The sequence below is a fragment of the Kluyvera sp. CRP genome (genome assembly GCF_019930565.1).
In the GTDB taxonomy this organism is placed as follows: domain Bacteria; phylum Pseudomonadota; class Gammaproteobacteria; order Enterobacterales; family Enterobacteriaceae; genus Kluyvera; species Kluyvera georgiana_A.
Genome location: NZ_CP082841.1, coordinates 2,555,932 through 2,578,893, shown reverse-complemented (window position 1 = coordinate 2,578,893; position 22,962 = coordinate 2,555,932). Strand labels below are relative to the sequence as shown.

The window sequence follows — 22,962 nt, the reverse complement described above, 5'->3', positions numbered from 1 at the left end:
CAAGCGTTGTTTAAAAAAACGTCACGTTAATTGCGGTAGCGCAAAACGTCGGTTTTGCAGCACTGGCAGCTGCTGGCGAATACGAGACAGATCGTCTCGTCGCAGGTCAGATATAATCAGCTGTGGCTCAACCGATGCGCCGGCCAGCGTCACGCCCAGCGGATCAATTATCCGACTCTGACCGATATTACGCGTGCCGCACTCGCCGCTGGCCACGATGTAACAGGTGGTATCCAGCGCCCGCGCCGCCAGCAGCGTGGCCCAGTGGTGCTCTTTGAGCGGTCCTCGTACCCAGGCGGCAGGCAAGGCCAGAATCTCGGCCCCTTTGAGCGCAAGCGCCAATGCCATATCCGGGAAACGCAGGTCATAGCAGGTCATAAGTCCCACCTGAAACCCCGCCACCTCAAGCAACGGCGGTAGCGTGTTCCCGGCATCCACTCGCTTCGACTCCTGGATTGCGAAAGCGTCATAGAGGTGCAGCTTGTGATAATGGGCAATCACCTCACCGCCGCGCAGCGCCACCAGGGTATTGCAGGCTCTTCCCGCCGTCGAGGGCGTATGAATGGTCAATATCGTTGTCAGCGTATCACGGCGGCTTTGTGTTTTCAGATGCTGCATAAAACCGCCGTCCAGCGATTGCGCCGACTTGACCGACATATCCGGGTCGCTATCGCTGCGCGCCAGCAGAGCCTCTGGCAGCACCAGTAGGTCAGCACGCTGTTCCGCTGCCGCCTGCATCAGCGACACGCTGGTTTGCGCATTTTCCCGCCACTCCGATGTGACGATAAACTGCCCTGCGGCAACTCGCATAGCGTCTCCTTACGTTTTTCCAATATATCAAGATGATGAATACTGATGAGTATATAGCCAGATTCACCTGGCAGGGTTAAACTCTGCTGACGATTCGACAATGGCAGGAAATTCGCATGACGCAACTTTTGTTGGCCGTGTTTATCGGCGGCGGCACCGGCAGCGTTGCCCGCTGGCTACTCAGCTTTCGCTTTAATCCTTTGCACCATGCGCTGCCGCTGGGAACGCTGGCGGCGAATCTGCTGGGCGCATTTATTATCGGCGCGGGTCTTGCCTGGTTTAATCGGCTGCCGCATATCGATCCGGTATGGAAAGTGTTGATTACCACCGGCTTCTGCGGTGGATTGACAACCTTCTCTACCTTTTCAGCGGAAGTGGTATTTCTTTTACAGGCGGGAAAGGTCAGCTGGGCGCTGCTTAACGTGGCGGTCAACCTGTTTGGTTCTTTCGCCATGACGGCCCTGGCGTTCTGGCTGTTCAGTGCCAGCAGTCAGGGGTAAAAGAAAGATAAAAAAAACCCGCACTTAAGCGGGTTTTGAATTCTGACTGCTAATTTTCGCTTACAGAGCGATGACGTTAGCAGCAGAAGGGCCTTTGGCACCGTTAGTGATTTCGAACTCTACACGCTGACCTTCAGCCAGAGTTTTGAAACCGTTGGTCTGGATCGCAGAGAAGTGTACGAATACGTCTTTGCTGCCATCTTCCGGAGTAATGAAACCGAATCCTTTGGACTCATTAAACCACTTAACGTTACCTTTAATCTTAGACATCAAAATTACCTTTATATGAAAAAACGACACTAATCTGTGTCAGTTAACAGTACAACAATTGTCGTGCGTTTTGTCCAGCCCAAGTTCGTTAAAAAGTGATAAATGTCGCTAACTTTTATTTGCAGGTTGACATTATCCCACTCCTGGTTACAGGACCCGTTATCAGAACTGGAAACGTAGCCAGGCAAAGTAGACATTGCCGTTGTTATACGTGCCCGGGATGTAGGTCATCTGGAACGTCGCCGGCCCATAGCCGATGGAGGCCAGGGGCAGCACAACCGGCAGCGGAATGTAGTTCCAGTTATCGCGGGCGGTCACCCCAATGGTGTAACCCAACCCAAGGTGGAAGTTATCATCCGCCAGCGGGCGCCAGGTCTTCTCCCAGCCGTAGCCGCCAATAGGCTCCCATTTATTAAAGGAATCCTTAAAAGCCATCAGGTAAATGCCGTGCCAGTTGCCCTTATCATCCCAGCGCGACACGCCGCCCCCCGCCCCCCAGGGGCGCTCATTGTACTTGTCTGTCTTTTCTTTATCGTAGGCAAAACGCGCATGCCAGGTGATGGCTGGCACGTACAGATCGTAGTGCTGCGGTTCATCCCACGTCTTTACAACATTATTGCGCAGCGTGTTATAGCCATCTTTAATGGTTTCCGTAAAAGAAGCCTCAGCAGGATACGCTGCACCAGACAGCCCCGCGAAAATCAGCGATAGCGAGAAAATTTTATTTAGTTTTAACACGATAGACTTGCCAATAAATTATCCATTAAGAATAGTCTAACAAGGATAAACTCAATAGCAGTTCAACGGTACCAATCGATAGCCGTTTTTTCACCGCTTAACAACAAATTAGAATATTCTTAGATAATCGTCAAACCAGAGTGAGACTTGAATGCGAATAATATTCTTTTATAAGAAAAAATTGTAACCGTATTTAGATCTCGTAAGGAAGAATGGCCTATGCCTTTAATATTAGCCGAATTAAAACTCGTATTATTCTCTTAATATTCCTGATATTTTCCTGGCAGATTATTTAAAATCCAGATAGTCGCAGTTAAACGTTTTAAATACTTCACACCAGGAGATAAAAAAACGCGCTTACCTCCTCACGAGCTCAACCCCGTCATACCACCTCAACGCTGCTACCTTGTTGAAAAAACAACATTTCATTTACCTTTGTTGTTTAATATTCGACCAGGCAACTATACTTACTGACGGGTCAATGTTCCGCTTTGTGAGTACATCGTGTAAATTGCATCGTCATGGTCTTTAATTAGTCTCTTTTTTGATTTTCATCAGCTAAATTTGCCGCTTTTTTCGGCACATTTCACCACTTACTTTTTGATGCTGTTCTGCATCAATTTTTATAACTGGGCGATAGGTGTTAATAATGTTAACGTTCTTTGAACTCCTGATTGGTGTTGTGGTTATCGTGGGCGTAGCCCGCTACATCATCAAAGGATATTCCGCAACGGGTGTCCTTTTTGTTGGTGGTCTGCTGCTACTGATTGCCAGCGCGTTGATGGGGCATAAGATTTTACCAAGCAGCGCAACCAGCACCGGCTACTCTGCAACCGACATCGTTGAATATATTAAAATTCTGCTGATGAGCCGCGGCGGCGATCTCGGCATGATGATTATGATGCTCTGCGGCTTTGCCGCCTATATGACCCATATCGGCGCTAACGATATGGTCGTCAAACTGGCATCAAAACCGCTGCAATATATTAACTCGCCATATTTACTGATGATTGCCGCTTATTTTGTGGCGTGCCTGATGTCGCTGGCGGTCTCTTCGGCAACCGGGCTTGGCGTACTGCTGATGGCGACGCTGTTCCCGGTAATGGTTAACGTCGGTATTAGCCGTGGCGCCGCAGCCGCTATTTGTGCCTCTCCGGCCGCCATTATTCTCTCCCCAACCTCCGGCGACGTCGTATTGGCTGCGAAGGCCGCAGAGATGCCGTTAATCGATTTCGCTTTCAAAACCACGCTGCCTATCTCCATCGCCGCGATTATCGCAATGGCTATCGCCCATTTCTTCTGGCAGCGCTATCTGGACAAGAAAGAACATATCTCGCACGAGATGCTGGATGTTAGCGAAATTACCACCACAGCCCCGAGCTTCTACGCCATTCTGCCGTTCACGCCAATCATTGGCGTGCTGATTTTCGACGGCAAATGGGGCCCGGAACTGCATATTATCGCCATTCTGGTGATTTGCATGCTGCTGGCCGCCGTGCTGGAATTCTGTCGTGGCTTTAACACCCAGAACGTGTTTGCCGGCCTTGAAGTCGCGTATCGCGGAATGGCCGACGCCTTTGCAGGCGTGGTCATGCTGTTGGTTGCAGCAGGCGTTTTCGCTCAAGGCTTGAGCACTATCGGTTTTATCAATAGCCTGATCTCCATCGCGACCTCGTTTGGGTCCGCCAGCATTATCCTGATGCTGGTACTGGTGGTGCTGACCATGTTGGCCGCGATGACCACCGGTTCCGGTAACGCGCCGTTCTACGCCTTCGTCGAGATGATTCCAAAACTGGCGCACTCATCCGGCATTAACCCGGCCTATCTCTCCATTCCGATGCTGCAGGCCTCCAACCTGGGTCGTACCATCTCCCCTGTCTCCGGCGTGGTGGTCGCGGTCGCCGGGATGGCAAAAATCTCGCCGTTCGAAGTGGTCAAACGTACCTCAGTACCGGTTCTTGTCGGACTGCTGGTGGTCATTATCGCTACGGAAATACTGGTTCCCGGCGCTGCCGCGTAATCATTGATTGATGAAATAAATAAGGCGCCTGAGGGCGCCTTATTTTATTATGTAATAACGTCACTAAATGATTTAAAACGTGGAGTCAGGAAAATGCTAAGGAAGAATATTGTGTCAGGATGCGCGCTGTTGCTCTGCGCCGGTAGCCTACAGGCTGCCCCTCTCGCACCGACACAATATGGTGACTTCGATCGTTATGTGCTGGCGCTCTCCTGGCAAACCGGTTTTTGCCAGAGCCAGCATGACAGAAATCGCAAAGAACCACTGGAATGTCAGCAGCCAAAAGAAGCGGCCAACAAAGCCGACTACTTAACGGTTCACGGCCTATGGCCCGGCCTGCCCGCGTCGATCGCCGCACGCGGAGTCGATAATAACCGCTGGATGCGCTTCGGGTGCGCCACGCGCCCCATTCCCAATATGCCGGAAGCGAAAGCCAGCCGTAAATGCGCCGCCGAAGAGACCGGTCTGTCGCTGGAAGTGGCTAATAAGCTCAACCAGGTTATGCCCGGCAGCGGTGGAAAAAGCTGTCTTGAGCGCTATGAATACGCCAAACACGGCGTCTGTTTTGGTTTCGATCCCGACGCCTACTTCAGTACGATGGTACGTCTGAATAGCGAAGTGAAACAGAGCGCAATCGGCAAATTCCTCGCCGCCAATTACGGTAAAACCGTGACTCGCGCCAGCTTCGACAACGCAGTAGCCTCGGCCTTTGGCAAAGAGAACGTCAAAGCCGTTAAGCTCACCTGTAACGGTAATCCGGCCTATCTGACGGAAATGCAAATTGCCATTAAATCCGCCAGCATCAACGACCCGCTCACCGCCGCGTCTCTGCTGCCGCAGCCACATCCAGGCAACTGCAGCAAACAGTTTGTGGTGGATCAAAACGGTTATTGATCCCCAGCCCCCGGAGCCGGGGGCTGCATACCGTTATTTCTTAATGAATGCCAGCAGATCGTCGTTGATCTGATGTTTGTGAGTCGTACAGATCCCGTGCGATCCGCCTTTATAAACCTTCAGCTCCGCGTTCGGCAGAATTTCCGCCGCAACCTTGCCACAAGTTTCAAACGGCACAATCTGGTCGTCATCGCCGTGAATCACCAGCGTCGGTACCGTTATCTTACGCAGGTCTTCACGTAAATCAGTCTCCGAGAACGCTTTGATACAGTCGTAAAGCGCTTTTATAGAACCTTGCAACCCTTGCTCGACAAACCCTTCACGCACCGCCTTCGACTCCTTTGCGCCCGCGCGATTATAGCCATAGAATGCCGCCGACAGCTCATAGAAGAAAGCACCACGGTCCTCTATCACGCCGTTGCGAATTCCGTCGAACACCTCAAGCGGTACGCCGTTAGGGTTGAAGTCCGTTTTCACCATAATTGGCGTCACCGCGCCAATCAGCACCGCTTTTGCCACCCGACTGGTCCCATGACGACCAATGTAGTGAGCCACTTCACCGCCGCCGGTAGAGTGTCCGACGTGCACCGCATCTTTCAGATTAAGATGCGAGGTCAACTCCGCCAGATCGTCGGCGTACTGATCCATATTATGTCCGTCCCAGGGTTGTGCCGAACGTCCGTGGCCTCGTCTATCGTGGGCGATGACACGATACCCTTTCGAACCCAGATACAGCATCTGATCCTCAAAGGCATCAGACGTTAACGGCCAGCCATGGCTAAAGACAATGGGCTGTCCGCTCCCCCAATCTTTAAACCAGAGGTAACTACCATCTTTCAGGGTCAGTTTATCGAAACCGCTCATACGATCTCCTGTGTTGGAAGGACGCTGCCAGGTGCAGCCTAAAAAGAATAATCCAGATTTATAAGTTGCGATGTATTTCGCATAAAATTCACACAACAAAGAGTATTGCCATCTGCGAATGTGCGTTCCATCACTTCAAACCTGACGCCAGGATCAGTATGATGGAATGAGATGAACCCTTGCCGCTGGCGGTGAGGGTTTTCTTTTGGATAATCGATAGACATGGAGTAAATAATGACCAGACCTGCCATCATTATTAATGAGTTCGATGCCGAGCGTATCGACCGCCTGCTTGAGCAACCTGCTTACGCAAATTCCCCGGTGGCGAGCGCGCTAAACGACGAACTGGATCGTGCCCAGATGTGTGCCCCAGAGGACATGCCGCACGATGTAGTCAGTATGAATAGCCAGGTCAGATTCCGCGATCTCACCACCGGCGAAGAACGCGTCCGCACGCTGGTCTTCCCGGCCCAGATGACCGATAGCAGCAGCCAGCTCTCGGTGATGGCCCCGGTTGGCGCGGCCCTGCTCGGCCTGCGCGCAGGCAGTACTATTCACTGGGAGCTACCGGGCGGAGCCTCAACGCACCTGGAAGTACTCGAACTGCTGTATCAGCCGGAAGCCGCCGGCGAATTTCATCGTTAATTCCGCGCAATAGTAGCCTAAGAGGGTGCCCGGCATCCTCTTTCTGCCCCGCCTGACCAAACTTTACAACTCCCCTCTCTTCGATAAACTATTTTGCGAACTGAATGACATATTCAAAACGCATTATGTGTTTTGATTGTTCTACAAAGACAAGGAGGAGCCTATGTACAAAACAATCATTATGCCAGTTGATGTTTTTGAGATGGAGTTGAGTGACAAAGCGATTCGTCACGCAGAGTTTTTGGCCCAGCAGGATGGCATTATCCATCTGCTGCATGTGTTGCCCGCATCGGCCAGCTACACCATGAGCCGTTTTGCCGCCGATCTACGCCGCTTTGAGGAGCATCTTCAGCAGGAAGCGGAAAGCCGCCTGACCACCATGGTCAGCCATTTCACGCTCGATCCTTCCCGCATCAAGCTACACGTTCGTCTGGGTAGCGTCCGCGACGCGGTCAACGAACTGGCGGAAGAACTGGGGGCCGATATGGTGGTGATTGGGTCACGTAACCCTTCAATCAGCACGCACCTTCTGGGTTCCAACGCCTCCAGCGTGATTCGCCACGCACACATTCCGGTACTTGTTGTTCGCTGATCCCGGCATAATCCGCAAAACAAAAAAAGGCCACCTTTCGGTGGCCTTTGACATTGCAGGCATTGTCTTCTTTTTTATGCTGTTTTGGTGCGAATCAGATAATCGAACGCGCTCAGTGACGCTTTCGCACCTTCGCCGGCGGCGATAATAATTTGTTTGTAAGGCACGGTAGTACAGTCACCCGCGGCGAATACGCCTTTAACGTTCGTTTCGCATTTCGCATCGATGATGATTTCGCCCATGCGGTTACGCTCAACCGCGCCTTCCAGCCAGGTGGTATTCGGCAGCAGACCAATCTGTACGAAGATCCCCGCCAGCGCCACGTGGTGCTCATCGCCGCTCACACGGTCACGATACTGCAAACCGGTGACTTTGGTGCCGTCGCCTTTCACTTCGGTGGTTTGCGCATTCAGAATGATGTCAACGTTCTTCAGGCTGCGCACTTTATCCTGCAGTACCTGATCGGCTTTCATTTCCGGGGCAAACTCCAACAGCGTAACGTGTTCCACCACGCCCGCCAGGTCGATTGCGGCTTCCACACCGGAGTTGCCGCCACCGATCACCGCTACGCGTTTGCCTTTAAACAGCGGGCCGTCGCAGTGCGGGCAATAGGTTACGCCCTTAGTACGATACTGATCTTCACCCGGTACGTTCATGTTACGCCACTTAGCGCCGGTCGCGATAATGATGCTGCGCGCTTTCAGCACCGCGCCGGAGGCGGTTTCAATCTGATGCAGGCCGCCTTCAACAGCGGCAGGCACCAGCTTAGCCGCGCTCTGGGAATCAATCACGTCCACATTATATTCGCTCACGTGCGCCTTCAGCGCGCCCGCCAGCTTCTGACCTTCGGTTTTCGGCACGGAGATATAGTTTTCAATATCAACGGTATCCAGCACCTGGCCGCCAAAGCGTTCGCCCATGAGACCGGTACGAATACCTTTACGTGCCGAGTAGACTGCCGCCGCCGCGCCAGACGGGCCGGAACCGACAATCAATACCTCATACGCATCACGCTTATTCAGCTCTTCCGCCGCGCGTTTTTCCGCACCGGTGTCCACTTTCGCGACGATTTCCGCCAGCGTCATACGGCCCTGACCGAACTCCTGACCGTTAACATAAACGGCCGGAACGCCCATCACGTTACGTTCGGTGATTTCGTTCTGGAAGGTGCCGCCGTCAATCGCCGTATGCTTGATACGTGGGTTCAGCACCGACATCAGGTTCAACGCCTGCACCACATCCGGACAGTTATGGCACGACAGCGAGTAATAGGTTTCAAACTCAAAATCGCCGTCGATATCGCGAATTTGCTCCAGCAGAGACTGCGTTTCTTTCGACGGGTGACCACCAGTCCACAGCAGCGCCAGCACCAGCGAGGTAAACTCGTGGCCCAGCGGGGAACCGGCAAAACGTGGCCCCTGATGAGAACCTGGGTTGGTGATCAGGAACGACGGTTTGCGTACAGCAAGGGTATTGTCTTCTTTAAAGGTGACTTTGTCTGACAGTTCAGCAATTTCAGCCAACAGTTCCTTGATCTCTGCCGATTTAGCGCTGTCATCCAGCGTGGCAATCAGCTCAACAGGTTTGGTCAGCTTCTCAAGATAGGCCTTGAGCTGGGTTTTCATGTTGGTGTCGAGCATTGTTATCTCCTGGGCTTAAAACATCATCATGCAAGCGGCCTCACGCGGCAGCCTGAATGCGCTTGCATCATGGACGCTAATAAGAAATTCGGGTGCTGGCGCACCCGTTTTTAAAGGGGGCTATTTCCTGAGTGTTTCGCGTCACAGCATGGCGCTGTGGCGCGAAAGACGACGGAAATTTAGATTTTACCGACCAGGTCCAGAGATGGAGCCAGAGTCGCTTCGCCTTCTTTCCATTTCGCCGGGCATACTTCGCCTGGGTGAGAAGCAACGTACTGAGCCGCTTTGATTTTACGCAGCAGGTCAGAAGCGTCACGGCCGATACCTTCAGCGGTAACTTCGATAGCCTGGATGATGCCCTGCGGGTCAACAACGAAGGTCGCACGGTCAGCCAGACCTTCATCTTCACGCATGTTGTCGAAGTTACGGGTCAGGGCGCCAGTCGGGTCACCGATCATCGCATATTTAATTTTTGCGATGGTGTCAGAGCTGCTGTGCCATGCTTTGTGGGTGAAGTGAGTGTCAGTAGACACAGAGTACACGTCCACGCCCAGTTTCTGCAGCTCTTCGTAATGGTCTGCAACGTCGCCCAGTTCGGTCGGGCATACGAAGGTGAAGTCAGCCGGATAGAAGAAGAAGACGCTCCAGCGGCCTTCGGTATCTTTCTCAGTGACTTCGATGAACTCACCGTTTTTGAACGCCTGGTTTTTGAAAGGTTTGATTTTAGTATTAATTAAAGACATCGAGTACTTCCTCCGTGTTTTCGTTGAGGTCTAAGTTAACGAATAATTCCTGATTCGACCAATGCGTTTACATTATCAAATCAATAAGCGTTATCTAACAACCGGAACAAGACAACTTTGTGAACCTGTGTCCGGGGATACGCACGAAAGGCTCATCCCCAAACGTAAAAAGGCCGCAACAAGGCGGCCCGATTACCTGAATCCCCCGCAGGTGAGTTCAGCGCCAGCCAGGCTGGCGTAGTGTTGCGCTCTACATACCCTAACAAAGGTTGTAACAGCTTTTCGATTACATCACTCTGGCCTGTAAAGGGCAATTCACTCACAGTAGGTCCTGTCTATGATTGTGATAGGTTACACCGTCAATCATTCACAATAAGCTGATTTTACGCATATTTTCCATCAAAAAGGCTTCTTTACCCTTAATGTCTCCTCCACGCAGGGCTGAATATTCTGACGACCAACAAAAAGCGATAACGCTGTTACAGACGTCATTTCATTCATTTGCTAAACAAATAAAAACCTACCACGATAATAATAACAGACGGTGTTAACCTTAAGAAAAATATGTATCTTATCTATTATAAAAACAAACAAAATTGACATACTAAATATGTCATACAATATCTTTTATGAGTGACAAACCATACAGTCATGATTTATATTTAGCGGAGTTTCATATATATTTCAGTTTTTCGAACACATGGATTGTGACAATTGGGGAAATGAATACCCCCAAATAATTTATAAAGGATACGTAATGGCAAATCTCTATGACCTGAAAAGATTCGATCTTAACCTGCTGGTTATTTTTGAGTGCATATATCAACATCTTAGCATCAGTAAAGCAGCTGAAATGCTATTTATCACCCCCTCTGCAGTGAGCCAATCGCTGCAGCGGCTACGCACGCAATTAAACGATCCGTTATTCGTCCGCGCCGGAAAAGGGATTACTCCTACCACCATTGCCGTTAATTTACATCAGCATCTGTCAAAAAATCTTAATCAGATAGAACAGACAATTAACATGATGGCAAATGCGGATCTGGATAAAAAGTTCATCATTTACGGCCCGCAGCTCTTTTCAACCCCCGAACTTTCCAGTTTTATCAATGCACTGCTGGCCGAGCCCGACCTTCATATTGAGTATCATGATTACACCAGCATTAACGATTCCGTAGAAAACCTCCTGCACTACCGCAAGGCGGATATTGTTATTACAACCTCGCAAGTCCAAAACCGCGCGCTGGCATGTGAGAAATTTTACGACACGGAAACCGTGTTAGTCTGCCGGGAAGACCACCCGCGACTGGGAACTCACGCGACAATCGAGGAGATTCTCCAGGAAAGATTTACCTACTACGATGTTGATGATTCGTGGGTAAAAAAGTACCAGTATGATAACGAGATATTTCTGGCCGAACGCAATTGCGCATTTCGCTCATCATCTTTTGTATCCACTATTAACGCGATTTACCAGACAGATTTAATTGGTATCGTACCTCGCCCTTATTACACTATGCTAAAAGCATCGCTACGCTTGAAAGAAATTACTCTTCCTGCACCACTTCCCAGAATGTCTGTTTATGTGTGCTATAACCGTGCCTCACTCAACTCAGAATTATTCACCAGAGTAATCAAAAGCATGAAAATATAATTAAAAAACATTAAAAACACAAACACCGTCGTATTAAAAATAAATCCAGAAAAGGAACGGTTTGTGTTCGTGATTATTACTTATATTATTGTATGATGTGAAATTCGCTTAGTAGAACACGTTATCAAGGATGGCGATGTATGCCCATGGTCAAACTCCCGCTGCCACAATCGGTTCTGGAAGCAACCCGGGATCGTATTCTCTGGACATTAGATAACTTTTCTCGCGTTTGCGTTTCGTTTTCCGGCGGTAAAGACTCCACGGTAATGTTGCATTTAACCGCGCAGCTTGCCCGCGAGCGAGGGCTCAAAATTAGCGTCCTGTTTATTGATTGGGAAGCACAATTTTCTTATACCATTAACCATTGTGAGAAATTGCGCGAACAATACCGGGATGTGATTGAGAACTTTTATTGGGTCGCGCTACCGCTGACCACGCAGAACTCGCTGACCCAATTTAATCCGGAATGGCAGTGCTGGGAGCCGGGCGCTAAATGGGTCAGACAACCGCCAGCCGACGCGATTACCGATCCTGCTTTTTTCGCCTTTTATGAACCAGGCATGACGTTTGAACTGTTCGTGCAAAAATTTGCCGAATGGTTCTCCCAGCAGCGTCCGGCGGCGGTGATGGTCGGGATCCGTGCCGACGAATCTTATAACCGCTTTTTGACGATTGCCTCCCAGCGGAAACGTCGCTTTGCCGATGATAAACCCTGGACAACCGTCGCGCCGGGTAACCATGCCTGGTACGTCTACCCTATCTACGACTGGAAAACCGCCGATATCTGGACGTGGTTCGCCAAAACCCAGCAGCCGTATAACCCCCTCTACAATCTGATGTATCAGGCCGGAGTCCCATTGCGCTACATGCGTATCTGTGAACCCTTTGGCCCAGAGCAGCGCCAGGGGCTCTGGCTCTATCACGTACTGGAACCGGATCGTTGGGCCGATATGTGTCAGCGGGTCAGCGGCGTACACAGCGGTGGCGTGTATGCCGGGCAGGACAACCAGTTTTACGGCCACCGTAAGCTCGAGAAGCCAGCCAACCACAGCTGGCGCAGCTACGCGCATTTTCTGCTCCACAGCATGCCGGAAACCACCGCCGACCATTATCGCAACAAAATTGCCGTCTACCTTCACTGGTATCAAAAGCAGGGTTGGGAAGACATTCCTGACGAACAGGAAAAAGATCTGGGCTCGAAGGACATCCCATCATGGCGAAGAATATGCAAAGTACTGTTAAACAATGACTATTGGTGCCGGATGCTCTCCTTCAGCCCCACCAAAGCGAATCACTACCAGCGCTATCGCGCGCGTATGGAACAAAAGCGTCAGCAATGGGGAATCTTATGCGACAAACACTAATTAATCAGCTGCATGACTACCTGCAAAGCCTCGCACCGGATGACAAAATCGATGCCATTAACCAGTTCCGTCAGGCCTTACACGCTGAAAGCCCGTTTAAAGATCAGCCTATCGACTGCGTGCTGTGGGTGAAAGAAGAGCAAATTACCCCAAACGACTACAACCCGAATAATATGGCGCCGCAGGAAAAACGTCTGCTGACCAAATCACTGGAGGCCGACGGCTTCACCCAACCTATCGTAGTCGTTGAGAAAAAAGATCGTCATTACGAAATCGTCGACGGCTTCCATCGCCACCAGCTGTCACAGTCCAAAGCCACGCTGAAAAAGCGTTTTCACGGCTACCTGCCCATCACCCAGCTGGAAAAGTGCGACGATTCGCTCCCCTCACGCATGGCCGCCACCGTGCGCCATAACCGCGCACGCGGGCGACACCAGATTAGCGCCATGTCCGATATCGTGCGTGAACTGAGCCAGCTTGGCTGGAGCGATGAAAAGATGGGCCAGGAACTGGGCATGGATGCCGACGAAATTCTGCGCCTGAAGCAGATTAACGGCCTGTGCGAAATGTTTGGCAATCGCCAGTTCTCACAGGCCTGGACGGTGAAATAGCTACAATCGGCAAAGACGCTCGGCGGCGGCCAGCAGCGTCGTCTCCTGCTTGGCAAAGCACAGACGTATCAGCTTATGCGGGAACGGCGCGGCGCAAAAGACCGACAGCGGAATCGCCGCCACGCCCATCTCCGTGGTTAACCACCGGCAGAAGCTCACATCATCCTGATCGGAGATCGCGCTGTAGTCCGCCAGCAGGAAGTAGGTGCCTTCACACGGCAGCAGCTTCAGGCGGCTCTGGCTGAGAGCATCAATAAACAGGTCACGTCGCGCCTGATAAAATTCCGGCAGTTGGCGGTAGTGCTCCGGTTCCGCGCGCAGCATATCCGCCAGCGCCAGCTGTGCTGGCGTGTTCACCGCGAAGGTCAGATATTGATGCACTTTCCGCAGTTCCGCACTGACAGGCGCTGGCGCTACGCAGTAACCCACCTTCCAACCGGTCATATGATAGGTTTTACCAAACGACGACACCGCGACCGCCCGTTCGCGAAGCGCCGGATGCGCCAGCACGCTGGCGTGTCCATCTTTTGCAAAGCAGATATGCTCATACACTTCATCGCTGAGCACATAAATTTCACGTTCGGCGATAGCCTGCCACAGAGCCTCAAAATCCGCCGCCTGCCAGACGGTGGCTGACGGATTATGCGGCGTATTGAGGATCACCAGACGCGTTTTCTCGCTCAGTTGCGCGGCAAAATCCTGCCAGTTCACGCGAAAATACGGCGGCTGTAGTGCGATACGTTTCACCACGCCGCCGGACAGTTCCACCGCCGGCGCATAGCTATCGTAGCTCGGGTCAAAACAAATCACCTCGTCACCGTCGCGCACCAGCGCGGTAATGGCGGCATACAGCGCTTCCGTGGCCCCTGCTGTCACCGTAATGTCGCTGTTAACATCCGGCGTGTACCCATACAGCGCGGTGGTTTTCTCGGCGATCGCTTCTCGCAACGCCAGCGCGCCGGTCATCGGTGCGTACTGATTCGCGCCGCTCGCCACGTGATGCGCGAGCCGCTGTTGCAGATACGCTGGGCCGTCAAAATCGGGAAAACCCTGAGACAAGTTGATAGCCTGATGCTGCTGCGCCAGGGCGCTCATCTGGGTGAAAATAGTGGTGCCGAGGTTGGGGAGTTTGCTCTGGGGGATGAGTTGCGTTGTTGTCATTCGTCGTCTGCCGCTCGTAAACCGATGTCAAATGACTATAACACGGCCAACTAGCTTGGCAATCAAGACGTTTAGATGTCTAAAACTTTTAACAGCACTTTGCTCCGCCCTTCCCGCCGTAGCGCGCATCCTGGCGGTCGCGGAAAAACGCTTCGTAGGTCATTGGCGTCTGGTCCGGGTGGTTAACGCGCATATGCTCAACGTAGTTGTCGTAATCCGGCACGCCAATCATCATTTTAGCCGCCTGACCGAGGTATTTTCCGGCTTTTGAGAGCGTATCAAACATCGTTTTTGTCCTTATCAGATTAACCCGGCGTCGCCATGCTCGGCCGGGTTACAGATGACATTAATGCGCGCGTTTCGCCTGAGCAACCAGGTTTTCCGCATCCGCAGGCATCGGCTCATACGGCGTTTCTTTTGCCGTCGGTTTGTCCTCTTTCAGCGCCGCCAGCGCGGTTTTCAGCGAGAACAGCGCCAACACGACGACCACCACCATAAAGAAGATAGTCAGACCGGCATCAAGACGGTTGTTAAACACCAACTGCGCCAGCTGCGACTCGGTGTACTGCGGCGGAATGTTACCGCTGTCGATCATCGCCTGGAATTTATTGGCAATTGCCAGGAAGCCCACGCGCGTATCCTCGCTGAACGATTTCTGCCAGCCCGCCACCAGCGTACACACCAGCAGCCACGACGTCGGCACCAGCGCAACCCACGCGTAGCGTTGGCGTTTCATCTTGAACAGTACCACCGCGCACAGCATCAGCGCCATACCCGCCAGCATCTGGTTGGCGATACCAAACAGCGGCCACAGAGTGTTGATACCGCCCAGCGGATCCACCACGCCCTGATGAAGGAAGTAACCCCAGGCCAGCACGCACAGCGCCGTCGCCAGCAGGTTAGCCGGCAGCGAATCGGTGCGTTTCAGCCCCGGATTGATCACCCCCAACAGGTCTTGCAGCATAAAGCGCGCCGCACGGGTACCGGCATCCACCGCCGTCAGGATAAACAGCGCTTCAAACAGAATCGCAAAGTGATACCAGAACGACACGTCCATCAGCCCGCCCAGCGCACCGTGGAGAATATAGGCCATCCCCACCGCCAGAGTCGGCGCGCCGCCCGCGCGGGAGATAATGGATTGTTCCCCCACCTCGTTGGCAATCTGATGCAGCAGATCAGGCGTTACCGCGAAGCCCCACGAGCTCACGACCTGCGCTGCCGAGGCCACCACATCAGCGGTACCTGCCGGTGCCAGCATCGCCATCGGGCTGTTCATCGCAAAATAGACGCCCGGGTCGATAATACAGGCGGAAACCAGCGCCATAATCGCCACGAAGGATTCCATCAACATCCCGCCGTAGCCAATAAAGCAGGCCTGGTTTTCGTTGGCCAGCATCTTCGGCGTGGTGCCGGAAGCGATCAGCGCGTGGAAGCCAGACACCGCGCCACAGGCAATGGTGATAAACAGGAACGGGAACAAATCGCCGGTCCAGACCGGGCCGGTGCCGTCGACAAACTTGGTCAGGGCAGGCATGGTCAGGGTAGGACGCATAATCAGAATACCGATCGCCAGGCCGACGATGGTACCGATTTTCAGGAAGGTCGAGAGGTAGTCACGCGGTGCCAGCAGCAACCATACCGGCAGCACCGAGGCCACAAAACCGTAACCCACCAGCATCCAGGTTAACTGCACGCCGGTATAGTCAAACCACGGAGCCCAGGTTTCGCTCTCGGCCACCCAGCCGCCGGAAATAATGGCAAAGACCAGCAGCACCAGGCCAATCACCGACACCTCGCCAATGCGCCCCGGGCGCAGATAGCGAATGTAAATCCCCATAAACAGCGCCAGTGGAATGGTAAAGGCCACGGTGTAAGTCCCCCACGGGCTGTGGGTCAGCGCTTTCACCACGATCATCGCCAGCACCGCCAGAATGATCACCATGATCATAAAGGTGGCAATCAGCGCAATGACCCCTGCCGTCGGCCCCATCTCCTCTTTTACCAGTTCCCCCAGCGAACGTCCGTCGCGACGGGTGGAGACGAACAGCACCATAAAGTCCTGAACCGCACCAGCCAACACCACCCCGGCCAGCAGCCAGATCATGCCCGGCAGATAGCCCATCTGCGCCGCCAGTACCGGGCCGACCAACGGACCGGCCCCGGCAATCGCCGCAAAGTGGTGACCAAACAGCACTTTCTTATCCGTTGGCACATAATCAAGACCGTCGTTATGCCGCACCGATGGCGTCATACGGGTTGGGTCAACCTGCAGCACATTTTTGGCGATATACAGGCCGTAGAAACGGTAGGCGATAAGATAAACACAGACCGCCGCGACGACTATCCACAGCGCGTTTATCTGTTCCCCCCGGTTGAGGGCGATATAGCCAAGGGCAAAGGCTCCGACAATGGAGAGCAATGCCCATATAAGGTATTTCCCTGAATTGTTCATAGTTATTGTCCGTATCAGTAGCAGAGGATGTTACATTTTGTGTCCGTAGCAACACGTATGATTTAACAACCTTGAAACCAATCTGAACAGGAACAGAACCCGACATTTACATCACATTGTTAAGGAGATCACTTAACAAGAGAAAATGGCTGAATCGCCGGGAGGAAAAAGTGAGCTCTAAGAGATTGAAAAAGAGAGGACCGAATTATTGAGTACGGAACTGGACACGTCCTGGCGCATTAATACCTTACAGTTCTAAAGCCATGGCCCCGATAAAATAAGCCATTCTTTGATACAAAAAACAATAAGATGCCTCTTTATCTATCAACGCAGTTTGATGAGTTTCGGCTCGATAATGGCTTGCTCGCGCATCTGTTTAAGTTTTCGGTGCAACATCATCATTTTATCCTGGTTTTTAGCCCTATTGACATCAGCGACGAGGAGTATCATCAGTTCCGCAATGAAGAAGTCGGGTTTGTGCTGCCTGCCGATTGTTATGATGTGAAATTTGACAGACAAGTGAATTTTGAGAGCGGGGACTTCTATGCACCGCCTTTACCAGGTGAATGTTCCAGACGTTTTGGGTTTGCGAACGAACTCGCCGAAGCGTTGAAGGCAATCATTCAACTGCACTATGCCACCTATAGGGCAAAAGCTTATCTTGCCATCGCAGAGAATGATAAGCTCAAGCGGTACTATGACCGTATTTTACAGACTGTACCTGGTGATGTAGTATACGAATTAATCCAGAATGTTGGAGTAGAGGGGCGTGGTTATGCATTCAAAACCAGATGTTTCAACACTTAAAAAAATGACGGTTGCAGAGCGCAAAGTTGAAGCCATGCGCCAGATTAAAGCCTCCTTCGATCGCGCAACTCGTGAAGGCTCAGTACATAAGCGTCAGGCAGCATCGGTTGCTTAACGCAACAACATTCTGAAACCCGCCACGGCGGGTTTTTTAATGTCCTGGCCATGACGTCCAGTCTACCCCAGCACCGCCGTCCCCAGCCGGCAGGTACAGCAACGCCGCCCCTGCTCGTCAAAAACGACAATTTCCCAGCTCTGGCTCTGCCGCCCCAGGTGCAAAGGCTGACACACTGCGCGCACCTGTCCTTGCGATACCGGGCGATGGTGGGAAGCATTCAGCTCGGTGCCCACCACGCACTGACCCTCACGGGTCATCAGGAAACCAGCCATCGAGCCTAGCGTCTCCGCCAGCGCCGCCGACGCGCCGCCGTGCAGCAGTCCAAAAGGCTGATGGGTACGGCTATCCACCGGCATCACCGCTTCCAGGCTATCGTCGCCGATATGGGTATAGATAATCCCTAAATGCGCCACCAGGGTGTTATCACTGGTCGCGTTCAGCTCATCAAGCGTTAAATGGCGTTTCCAGATCATCCTATGCCCCCAGCGTCGAACCGCCGTCCACCACGATATCCTGCAACGTAATATGGCTGGCGCTGCGGGAGGCGAGGAACAGAATGGTACTGGCAATTTCCTGCGGGCGGGCAATTTTGCCCAGCGGAATGCCCAGCTTAAACTGCTCGGCAAACCCGCGGATACGTTGCTGCTCCGCATCGTCACTGACCCACAGCGTACGCTGCATGTCGGTATCAGTCGAACCCGGTGAGACGATATTACAGCGCACCCCCGCGCTCGCCAGCTCTAACCCCACGGTCAGCGCCAGGCTTTTCAGCGCCGCCTTGGAGGCACCGTAGGCGCTCATGCCGATGCGCGGCGTGTGTGCGGCGTCCGACGCCACGGTGACAATCGCCCCGCCCTGCTGACGGCGAAACTGCGCCATCGTATTCTGGAATAAATTAAACGCACCGCCGACGTTGACCGCAAAGGTCTGCTGCCAGTCAGCCAGACTGAGCGCATCCGTCGCCCCCATGCGCAAAATTCCCGCCGCGTTCACCAGCACGTTCAGACGCTCAGTGCCAGCCAACAGGCGTTCACACACCTGCGCTACCTGCTGCGCATCGGCCACATCCAGCACCTCGGTCGCAAACGGGTAATCTGCGCCGTCGAAGGCTAAATCGAAGCCCGTCACCTGCGCGCCGGCTTCCACGAAGGCCAGCGCGGTGCTATAGCCAATGCCTTTCCCTGCCCCGGTCACCCACACGGTCTGGCCGCGAAAATCGAAGCCAGCCATTATTTCACCTCACGGGAAAGCAGCGCCCACCAGGCGTCAATGCTCGGATTTTTCGCCAGCATCACGAAGTCGATGTCGCCGTGCACTTTACGCCAGCGTGCCGCCAGCGCCATCATGCGTACGGAGTCGAGCCCGTAATCAATCAGGTTATCGTCGTCGAACGGCTCGTCAGACTCATCCAGCAGCGGCAGCACCAACGCGCGTAGCGCCTCTTTGCTGGCGGGAACCGAGGGCAGCAATTCGTCGGTCATCACCACGCGACCGCTGCGCCCGGCGACATATTTCAGCGACATCAGATGCTCATCGCGGCTGAAGTCCGCCAGCGCGTCGGCGACGAAGAAAGGCTTAATATCGCGCATAAAGGCGTCGGTGGCGGTGGTCATACAGCCGATGTGCGCGTACACGCCGGTGATGATCAACTGGTTACGGCCAGTCTCTTTGAGCATCTGCTCCAGCGGCGAGCGATGGAAAGCGCTGTAGCGCCACTTCACCAGCACGGTGTCCTGGTCGTCCGGCGCCAGCGCGGCAATCACTCGCTGCTGCTCCGGTGAGCGGGTCAGGCCCGGCCCCCACATGTCGTTAAGCAGCGCGCGGTCCTCGTCGCTCTGCTCTTTTGGCTGCGCAGTGTAATAGACCGGAATCCCGTTTTTCTTGCAGAAGTCGCGCAGCGCGGCGATGTTCGCCACCACCGTGTCCATCATTTCGCTGTCTTCACCCCAGAAGTTGAGGAAATACTCCTGCATATCGTGAATCAGCAGCGCCGCACGCGCGGGTTCAAACGCCCAGCTCACCTTGTTTTCAGGGATGTCCATCGCGGTTGGCAGCGCGTAGCCCTGCAGTTTTGGAATTGCCATGTTGTTCTCTCCTTCAGGCCTGCGAGCGGCTAGCCAGCCACTGACGCAATTGTTTTTTATCCACTTTGCCGACGTGGGTCAGCGGCAGTTCATCCACACACTCCACGCGATCCGGCAGCTTAAATTCAGCCACGCCCTGTTCGCGCAGGAAGCGACGGACCTGCACCGCGCGCAGCGGTTCTTTCACCACCAGATACGCGCAGCTTTTCTCGCCCAGCAGGGTGTCTTCCATGCTGACCAGCGCCGCATGGACCACCGCCTCATGACGCAGCAGCAGGTTTTCAATCTCTTCCGCGGCAATCTTCTCGCCGCCGCGGTTAATCTGATCTTTTTCACGCCCCTGCACGGTGATGTAGCCATCCTCATCAATCGAAATCAGGTCGCCGGAACAGTAGAAACCGTCGGCATCAAACGCGCTGGCGTTATGCTGAAGACTTTTGTAATAGCCGCGGAAGGTGTAAGGGCCGCGCGTCATCAGGCGCCCCACTTCACCGCGCGGCAGCGGGTTACCCTCTTCGTCCGCCACCCACACTTCATCGTCAGGGCACATCGGGTACCCCTGGGTGTTGAGGATTTTTTCCGGCGTATCGTCAAGACGGGTGTAGTTCACCAGCCCTTCCGCCATGCCGAACACCTGCTGGAGCTGGCAGCCAATCTCTGCCGGAATCCGCGCCGCCAGCGTGGCGGACAGGCGCGCGCCGCCCACCTGCAGCAACGTCAGCGAACGTAGCTGAGCGTTACCGGCCCCCTCGGCAATCGCCTGTAGCCACAGGCTGACCGCCGGGGGTACCAGCGCCGCGACGTTCACCTGGTGTTTTTCAATCAGCGGGAAGCACAGCGTCGCGCTAGGGTCCGCCGCCAGCACCACCGTTCCTCCCGCCAGGAACACGCCCAGCGCGCCTGGTGAACTCATGGCGTAGTTGTGCGCCGAGGGAATAGCGCACAGATAACGCGTCGCCTCATCGAAGCGACACACTTCATTACTGCGGCGAATACTGTAGTAATAGTCGTTATGCGTGCGGGGGATAAGCTTCGGCGTGCCGGTACTGCCGCCGGAAAGCTGAAAAAAGGCCACCTCATCCGCGGCGGTTGGCGTCGGCGTGAAGCCCATCGCCGGGCGAGCCATCGCCGCTTCCAGCGCATGTTCACCTTCACCATTGCGTAGCAGTACGACGCGTAAAGCACGGTGCTGCGCGCAGAAATGATTGAGGAAGGTCTCATCAGCAAACAGCGCGTGACCGCGATCGGCAATCAGGGCTGCGGGGGATATCTGCTCGGCGTAGGCATTCAGCTCACTACGCTGATGGCTGAACAGCGCGTTGACTGGCGCAACGCCAATCTTCAGCAATGCGAAAAAGGTGATATAAAACTCGACGATATTGCCCAGCTGCACCAGCGCCGTTTCACCACGTTTCAGTCCCTGGCTTTGCAGCGTCGCGGCCAGATTGTCGATGGCCTGATTCAACGCGCGATAGCTTATCTGACGTTCGCCGTCGATAACCGCAATCGCATCACTTTCGGCATGCCGCGTCACCATGTCGGTGAGCAGCAGATCCTGCCAGTAGCCTTTTTCACGATAGCGCGCCGCAAGCGCATCCGGCCAGCGGGTAAATTCTACGGTCATTCTGATTCCTTAATGCAGGCCGAACACGTTCAGCATGGTCGAGAGTTTGACGCCGGTTTCGCGCCATTCGGACTCCGGCGATGAGGCGGGCACGATGCCCGCGCCGGCGAACAGGCGCACGCGGTTGGCCTTCACGCGCGCGCAGCGAATCGTCACCACCCACTCGCCGTTCCCTTCGGCATCACACCAGCCCACAATGCCGCCAAACAGCTCGCGGTCAAACGGTTCCAGTTCAGCAATCACCTGTTTCGCCGCCTGATGCGGGAAACCGCTCAGCGCGGGCGTCGGGTGAAGCAGGCAAGCCAGCGTCAGGGCGTTTTCCGCCGCTTTCGCCTGCCCTTCAATCGGCGTCGCCAGATGCCACAGCGTCGGCGTGGTAATCAGCTGCGGCGTCTGCGGCAACGTCAGTTGCAGGCTGCGCGGCGCCAGCGTACGTTGCATCGACTGGGTCACCAGCTCGTGTTCATGACGGTCTTTTTCCGATGCCAGCAGACGGTTACCCGCTTCACGATCCAGCAGGTCATCCGGCTGACGACGCGCCGATCCCGCCAGCGGCAGCGAACTGAAACGATCGCCCTCTTTACGCAGCAGCAGTTCCGGGCTCGCCCCCAGCAGCACCCCGCCGTCCGGCAGCGGGACATGGAAGTTAAAGCTTGCCGGGTTTTGCGCGACCAGTCGTTCCAGCAGCACGCCGCTGTCCAGCGGCTGCCCAGCGGTAATATCAATCAGCCGGGAGAGCACCACCTTATCGACCTGCGGGGTCGCCGTCAGCGCCGCCGCGCGGGCAACCATATCGAGGAAAACGGGGTGTTGCGGAATTTCCTGACGCGCGGTCACCCGCATCGGTTCGCGAGACGCGTGGTAGCGCGAGGAGTGCTGTTTTGCGGTGCGTGAGAAGGACTCACAGCGCTCAGGAATGAACAACGCAGACGGCTGGCGGGTATCAAACGGAATCGCCCCCACCATCACCGGATTGGCGATCCCGGCGGCTTTGGCTGCGGCGAACGCCGAGGCTAAACCTTGCTGAAAGGCGCTATCGGGCGCATCGCCCCCTTCTGCGGGGCAGGTAAAGCGCTGGAAGCAACCCGAGGTCGTAAAACTGCGGAACGGCGACATAAAGAAAAAGCGGTCGGCCGAAAGCGTGGCCCGATGCTGCTGTTCTTGTTCATCCGCAGTCAGTGACGTTTCCATATCATCCTCCAAAAAACGATAAAGATATTACGAATAATTATCATTTATATTTTGGTTTGGTAACCTAAAAGTAAACGCTTCATATGTCAACAGCGCAACGCAGCATCTTGTGCTTAATCGCGATGTCGCCGCCCCAATATGGCGCTTGCAACAGTTCAGCGCCGGGCTTGCATCCGGGGC

24 protein-coding genes are annotated in these 22,962 nt (G+C 54.0%); 10 read left to right on the top strand and 14 right to left on the bottom strand.

Annotated features, from left to right (window positions below; all coding sequences use genetic code 11):
- Positions 1 to 21 precede the first annotated feature (21 nt).
- Positions 22 to 810, bottom strand: a complete 789-nt coding sequence (locus K7B04_RS12095) for a deaminated glutathione amidase (protein ID WP_163446153.1) — start codon at positions 808 to 810, stop codon at positions 22 to 24.
- Between the two features lie 116 nt (positions 811 to 926).
- Between K7B04_RS12095 and crcB the strand changes: the two genes are divergently transcribed.
- Positions 927 to 1,310 carry a fluoride efflux transporter CrcB gene (gene crcB, locus K7B04_RS12090; protein WP_163446154.1) on the top strand — a complete coding sequence of 128 codons (384 nt, stop codon included), beginning with the start codon at positions 927 to 929 and terminating at the stop codon, positions 1,308 to 1,310.
- 60 nt (positions 1,311 to 1,370) lie between these two features.
- Here crcB and cspE read toward each other — a convergent pair whose 3' ends face one another.
- Together cspE and pagP are read right to left on the bottom strand one after the other, a co-directional pair.
- Complete coding sequence (gene cspE, locus K7B04_RS12085; RefSeq protein WP_000034825.1) at positions 1,371 to 1,580, bottom strand: transcription antiterminator/RNA stability regulator CspE; 210 nt, start codon at positions 1,578 to 1,580, stop codon at positions 1,371 to 1,373.
- Between the two features lie 162 nt (positions 1,581 to 1,742).
- A complete protein-coding gene (gene pagP / locus K7B04_RS12080; RefSeq protein WP_346015172.1) occupies positions 1,743 to 2,300 on the bottom strand; it encodes a lipid IV(A) palmitoyltransferase PagP in 558 nt (185 codons plus the stop codon).
- A 667-nt stretch (positions 2,301 to 2,967) separates the two neighbouring features.
- Here pagP and dcuC point away from each other — a divergent pair.
- The gene (gene dcuC, locus K7B04_RS12075) at positions 2,968 to 4,338 is read left to right on the top strand and encodes an anaerobic C4-dicarboxylate transporter DcuC (protein WP_163449644.1); all 1,371 of its coding nucleotides are present in this window, start codon (positions 2,968 to 2,970) and stop codon (positions 4,336 to 4,338) included.
- A 93-nt stretch (positions 4,339 to 4,431) separates the two neighbouring features.
- Positions 4,432 to 5,232 (top strand): ribonuclease I, encoded by an 801-nt coding sequence (rna, locus tag K7B04_RS12070; protein WP_167576411.1) that lies wholly within the window; start codon positions 4,432 to 4,434, stop codon positions 5,230 to 5,232.
- 33 nt (positions 5,233 to 5,265) lie between these two features.
- Here the strand turns inward: rna and K7B04_RS12065 are convergent, their stop codons facing one another.
- Complete coding sequence (locus K7B04_RS12065; RefSeq protein WP_223804102.1) at positions 5,266 to 6,096, bottom strand: alpha/beta hydrolase; 831 nt, start codon at positions 6,094 to 6,096, stop codon at positions 5,266 to 5,268.
- Positions 6,097 to 6,330: 234 nt separating this feature from the next.
- Here K7B04_RS12065 and rnk point away from each other — a divergent pair, with 234 nt between their 5' ends.
- Together rnk and uspG are read left to right on the top strand one after the other, a co-directional pair.
- Entirely contained in the window at positions 6,331 to 6,741 is a 411-nt protein-coding gene (gene rnk / locus K7B04_RS12060; protein ID WP_065355501.1) for a nucleoside diphosphate kinase regulator, read from the top strand.
- 163 nt (positions 6,742 to 6,904) lie between these two features.
- Positions 6,905 to 7,333, top strand: coding sequence for a universal stress protein UspG (gene uspG / locus K7B04_RS12055; RefSeq protein ID WP_064548214.1), 429 nt, complete (start codon positions 6,905 to 6,907; stop codon positions 7,331 to 7,333).
- 74 nt (positions 7,334 to 7,407) lie between these two features.
- Here uspG and ahpF read toward each other — a convergent pair whose 3' ends face one another.
- Both ahpF and ahpC read right to left on the bottom strand, forming a co-directional pair.
- Positions 7,408 to 8,973 carry an alkyl hydroperoxide reductase subunit F gene (ahpF, locus tag K7B04_RS12050; RefSeq protein WP_163449641.1) on the bottom strand — a complete coding sequence of 522 codons (1,566 nt, stop codon included), beginning with the start codon at positions 8,971 to 8,973 and terminating at the stop codon, positions 7,408 to 7,410.
- A 179-nt stretch (positions 8,974 to 9,152) separates the two neighbouring features.
- Entirely contained in the window at positions 9,153 to 9,716 is a 564-nt protein-coding gene (ahpC, locus tag K7B04_RS12045; protein ID WP_004859485.1) for an alkyl hydroperoxide reductase subunit C, read from the bottom strand.
- Between the two features lie 757 nt (positions 9,717 to 10,473).
- On the opposite strand from ahpC, the gene K7B04_RS12040 reads away from it, so the two are divergent.
- The 3 genes from K7B04_RS12040 to K7B04_RS12030 all read left to right on the top strand — a co-directional run bounded on the left by K7B04_RS12040 (position 10,474) and on the right by K7B04_RS12030 (position 13,345).
- Positions 10,474 to 11,370 (top strand): LysR family transcriptional regulator, encoded by an 897-nt coding sequence (locus K7B04_RS12040; RefSeq protein WP_223804101.1) that lies wholly within the window; start codon positions 10,474 to 10,476, stop codon positions 11,368 to 11,370.
- A 140-nt stretch (positions 11,371 to 11,510) separates the two neighbouring features.
- A complete protein-coding gene (locus K7B04_RS12035) occupies positions 11,511 to 12,734 on the top strand; it encodes a DUF3440 domain-containing protein (RefSeq protein ID WP_223804100.1) in 1,224 nt (407 codons plus the stop codon).
- Positions 12,719 to 13,345 carry a ParB/RepB/Spo0J family partition protein gene (locus K7B04_RS12030; RefSeq protein WP_167576414.1) on the top strand — a complete coding sequence of 209 codons (627 nt, stop codon included), beginning with the start codon at positions 12,719 to 12,721 and terminating at the stop codon, positions 13,343 to 13,345. Before K7B04_RS12035 ends, K7B04_RS12030 begins: the two co-directional genes overlap by 16 nt.
- On the opposite strand, the gene K7B04_RS12025 is transcribed toward K7B04_RS12030, so the two are convergent.
- The 3 genes from K7B04_RS12025 to cstA form a co-directional block, all read right to left on the bottom strand.
- The gene (locus K7B04_RS12025) at positions 13,346 to 14,506 is read right to left on the bottom strand and encodes a pyridoxal phosphate-dependent aminotransferase (RefSeq protein ID WP_223804099.1); all 1,161 of its coding nucleotides are present in this window, start codon (positions 14,504 to 14,506) and stop codon (positions 13,346 to 13,348) included.
- An 88-nt stretch (positions 14,507 to 14,594) separates the two neighbouring features.
- On the bottom strand, positions 14,595 to 14,792 hold the full coding sequence (locus K7B04_RS12020) for a YbdD/YjiX family protein (protein ID WP_014169079.1): 198 nt from the start codon (positions 14,790 to 14,792) through the stop codon (positions 14,595 to 14,597).
- A 60-nt stretch (positions 14,793 to 14,852) separates the two neighbouring features.
- Positions 14,853 to 16,958: a pyruvate/proton symporter CstA gene (cstA, locus tag K7B04_RS12015; RefSeq protein ID WP_163447680.1), complete on the bottom strand. Its 2,106-nt coding sequence runs from the start codon at positions 16,956 to 16,958 to the stop codon at positions 14,853 to 14,855.
- Positions 16,959 to 17,267: 309 nt separating this feature from the next.
- Between cstA and K7B04_RS12010 the strand changes: the two genes are divergently transcribed.
- Both K7B04_RS12010 and K7B04_RS12005 read left to right on the top strand, forming a co-directional pair.
- Positions 17,268 to 17,765 (top strand): hypothetical protein, encoded by a 498-nt coding sequence (locus tag K7B04_RS12010; RefSeq protein WP_163447681.1) that lies wholly within the window; start codon positions 17,268 to 17,270, stop codon positions 17,763 to 17,765.
- The gene (locus tag K7B04_RS12005; RefSeq protein ID WP_163447682.1) at positions 17,734 to 17,880 is read left to right on the top strand and encodes a hypothetical protein; all 147 of its coding nucleotides are present in this window, start codon (positions 17,734 to 17,736) and stop codon (positions 17,878 to 17,880) included. Before K7B04_RS12010 ends, K7B04_RS12005 begins: the two co-directional genes overlap by 32 nt.
- 62 nt (positions 17,881 to 17,942) lie before the next feature.
- Here the strand turns inward: K7B04_RS12005 and entH are convergent, their stop codons facing one another.
- The 5 genes from entH to entC are packed head-to-tail and all read right to left on the bottom strand — an operon-like array spanning position 17,943 to position 22,782.
- Entirely contained in the window at positions 17,943 to 18,356 is a 414-nt protein-coding gene (gene entH, locus K7B04_RS12000) for a proofreading thioesterase EntH (RefSeq protein WP_064548199.1), read from the bottom strand.
- Position 18,357: 1 nt separating this feature from the next.
- A complete protein-coding gene (entA, locus tag K7B04_RS11995; RefSeq protein ID WP_223804098.1) occupies positions 18,358 to 19,113 on the bottom strand; it encodes a 2,3-dihydro-2,3-dihydroxybenzoate dehydrogenase EntA in 756 nt (251 codons plus the stop codon).
- Entirely contained in the window at positions 19,113 to 19,967 is an 855-nt protein-coding gene (locus tag K7B04_RS11990; RefSeq protein WP_163447684.1) for an isochorismatase, read from the bottom strand. The genes entA and K7B04_RS11990 overlap by 1 nt, the downstream gene beginning before the upstream one ends.
- Positions 19,968 to 19,980: 13 nt before the next feature.
- Positions 19,981 to 21,591 carry a (2,3-dihydroxybenzoyl)adenylate synthase EntE gene (gene entE, locus K7B04_RS11985; RefSeq protein WP_223804097.1) on the bottom strand — a complete coding sequence of 537 codons (1,611 nt, stop codon included), beginning with the start codon at positions 21,589 to 21,591 and terminating at the stop codon, positions 19,981 to 19,983.
- Positions 21,592 to 21,600: 9 nt separating this feature from the next.
- Entirely contained in the window at positions 21,601 to 22,782 is a 1,182-nt protein-coding gene (entC, locus tag K7B04_RS11980; RefSeq protein ID WP_223804096.1) for an isochorismate synthase EntC, read from the bottom strand.
- Positions 22,783 to 22,962 lie beyond the last annotated feature (180 nt).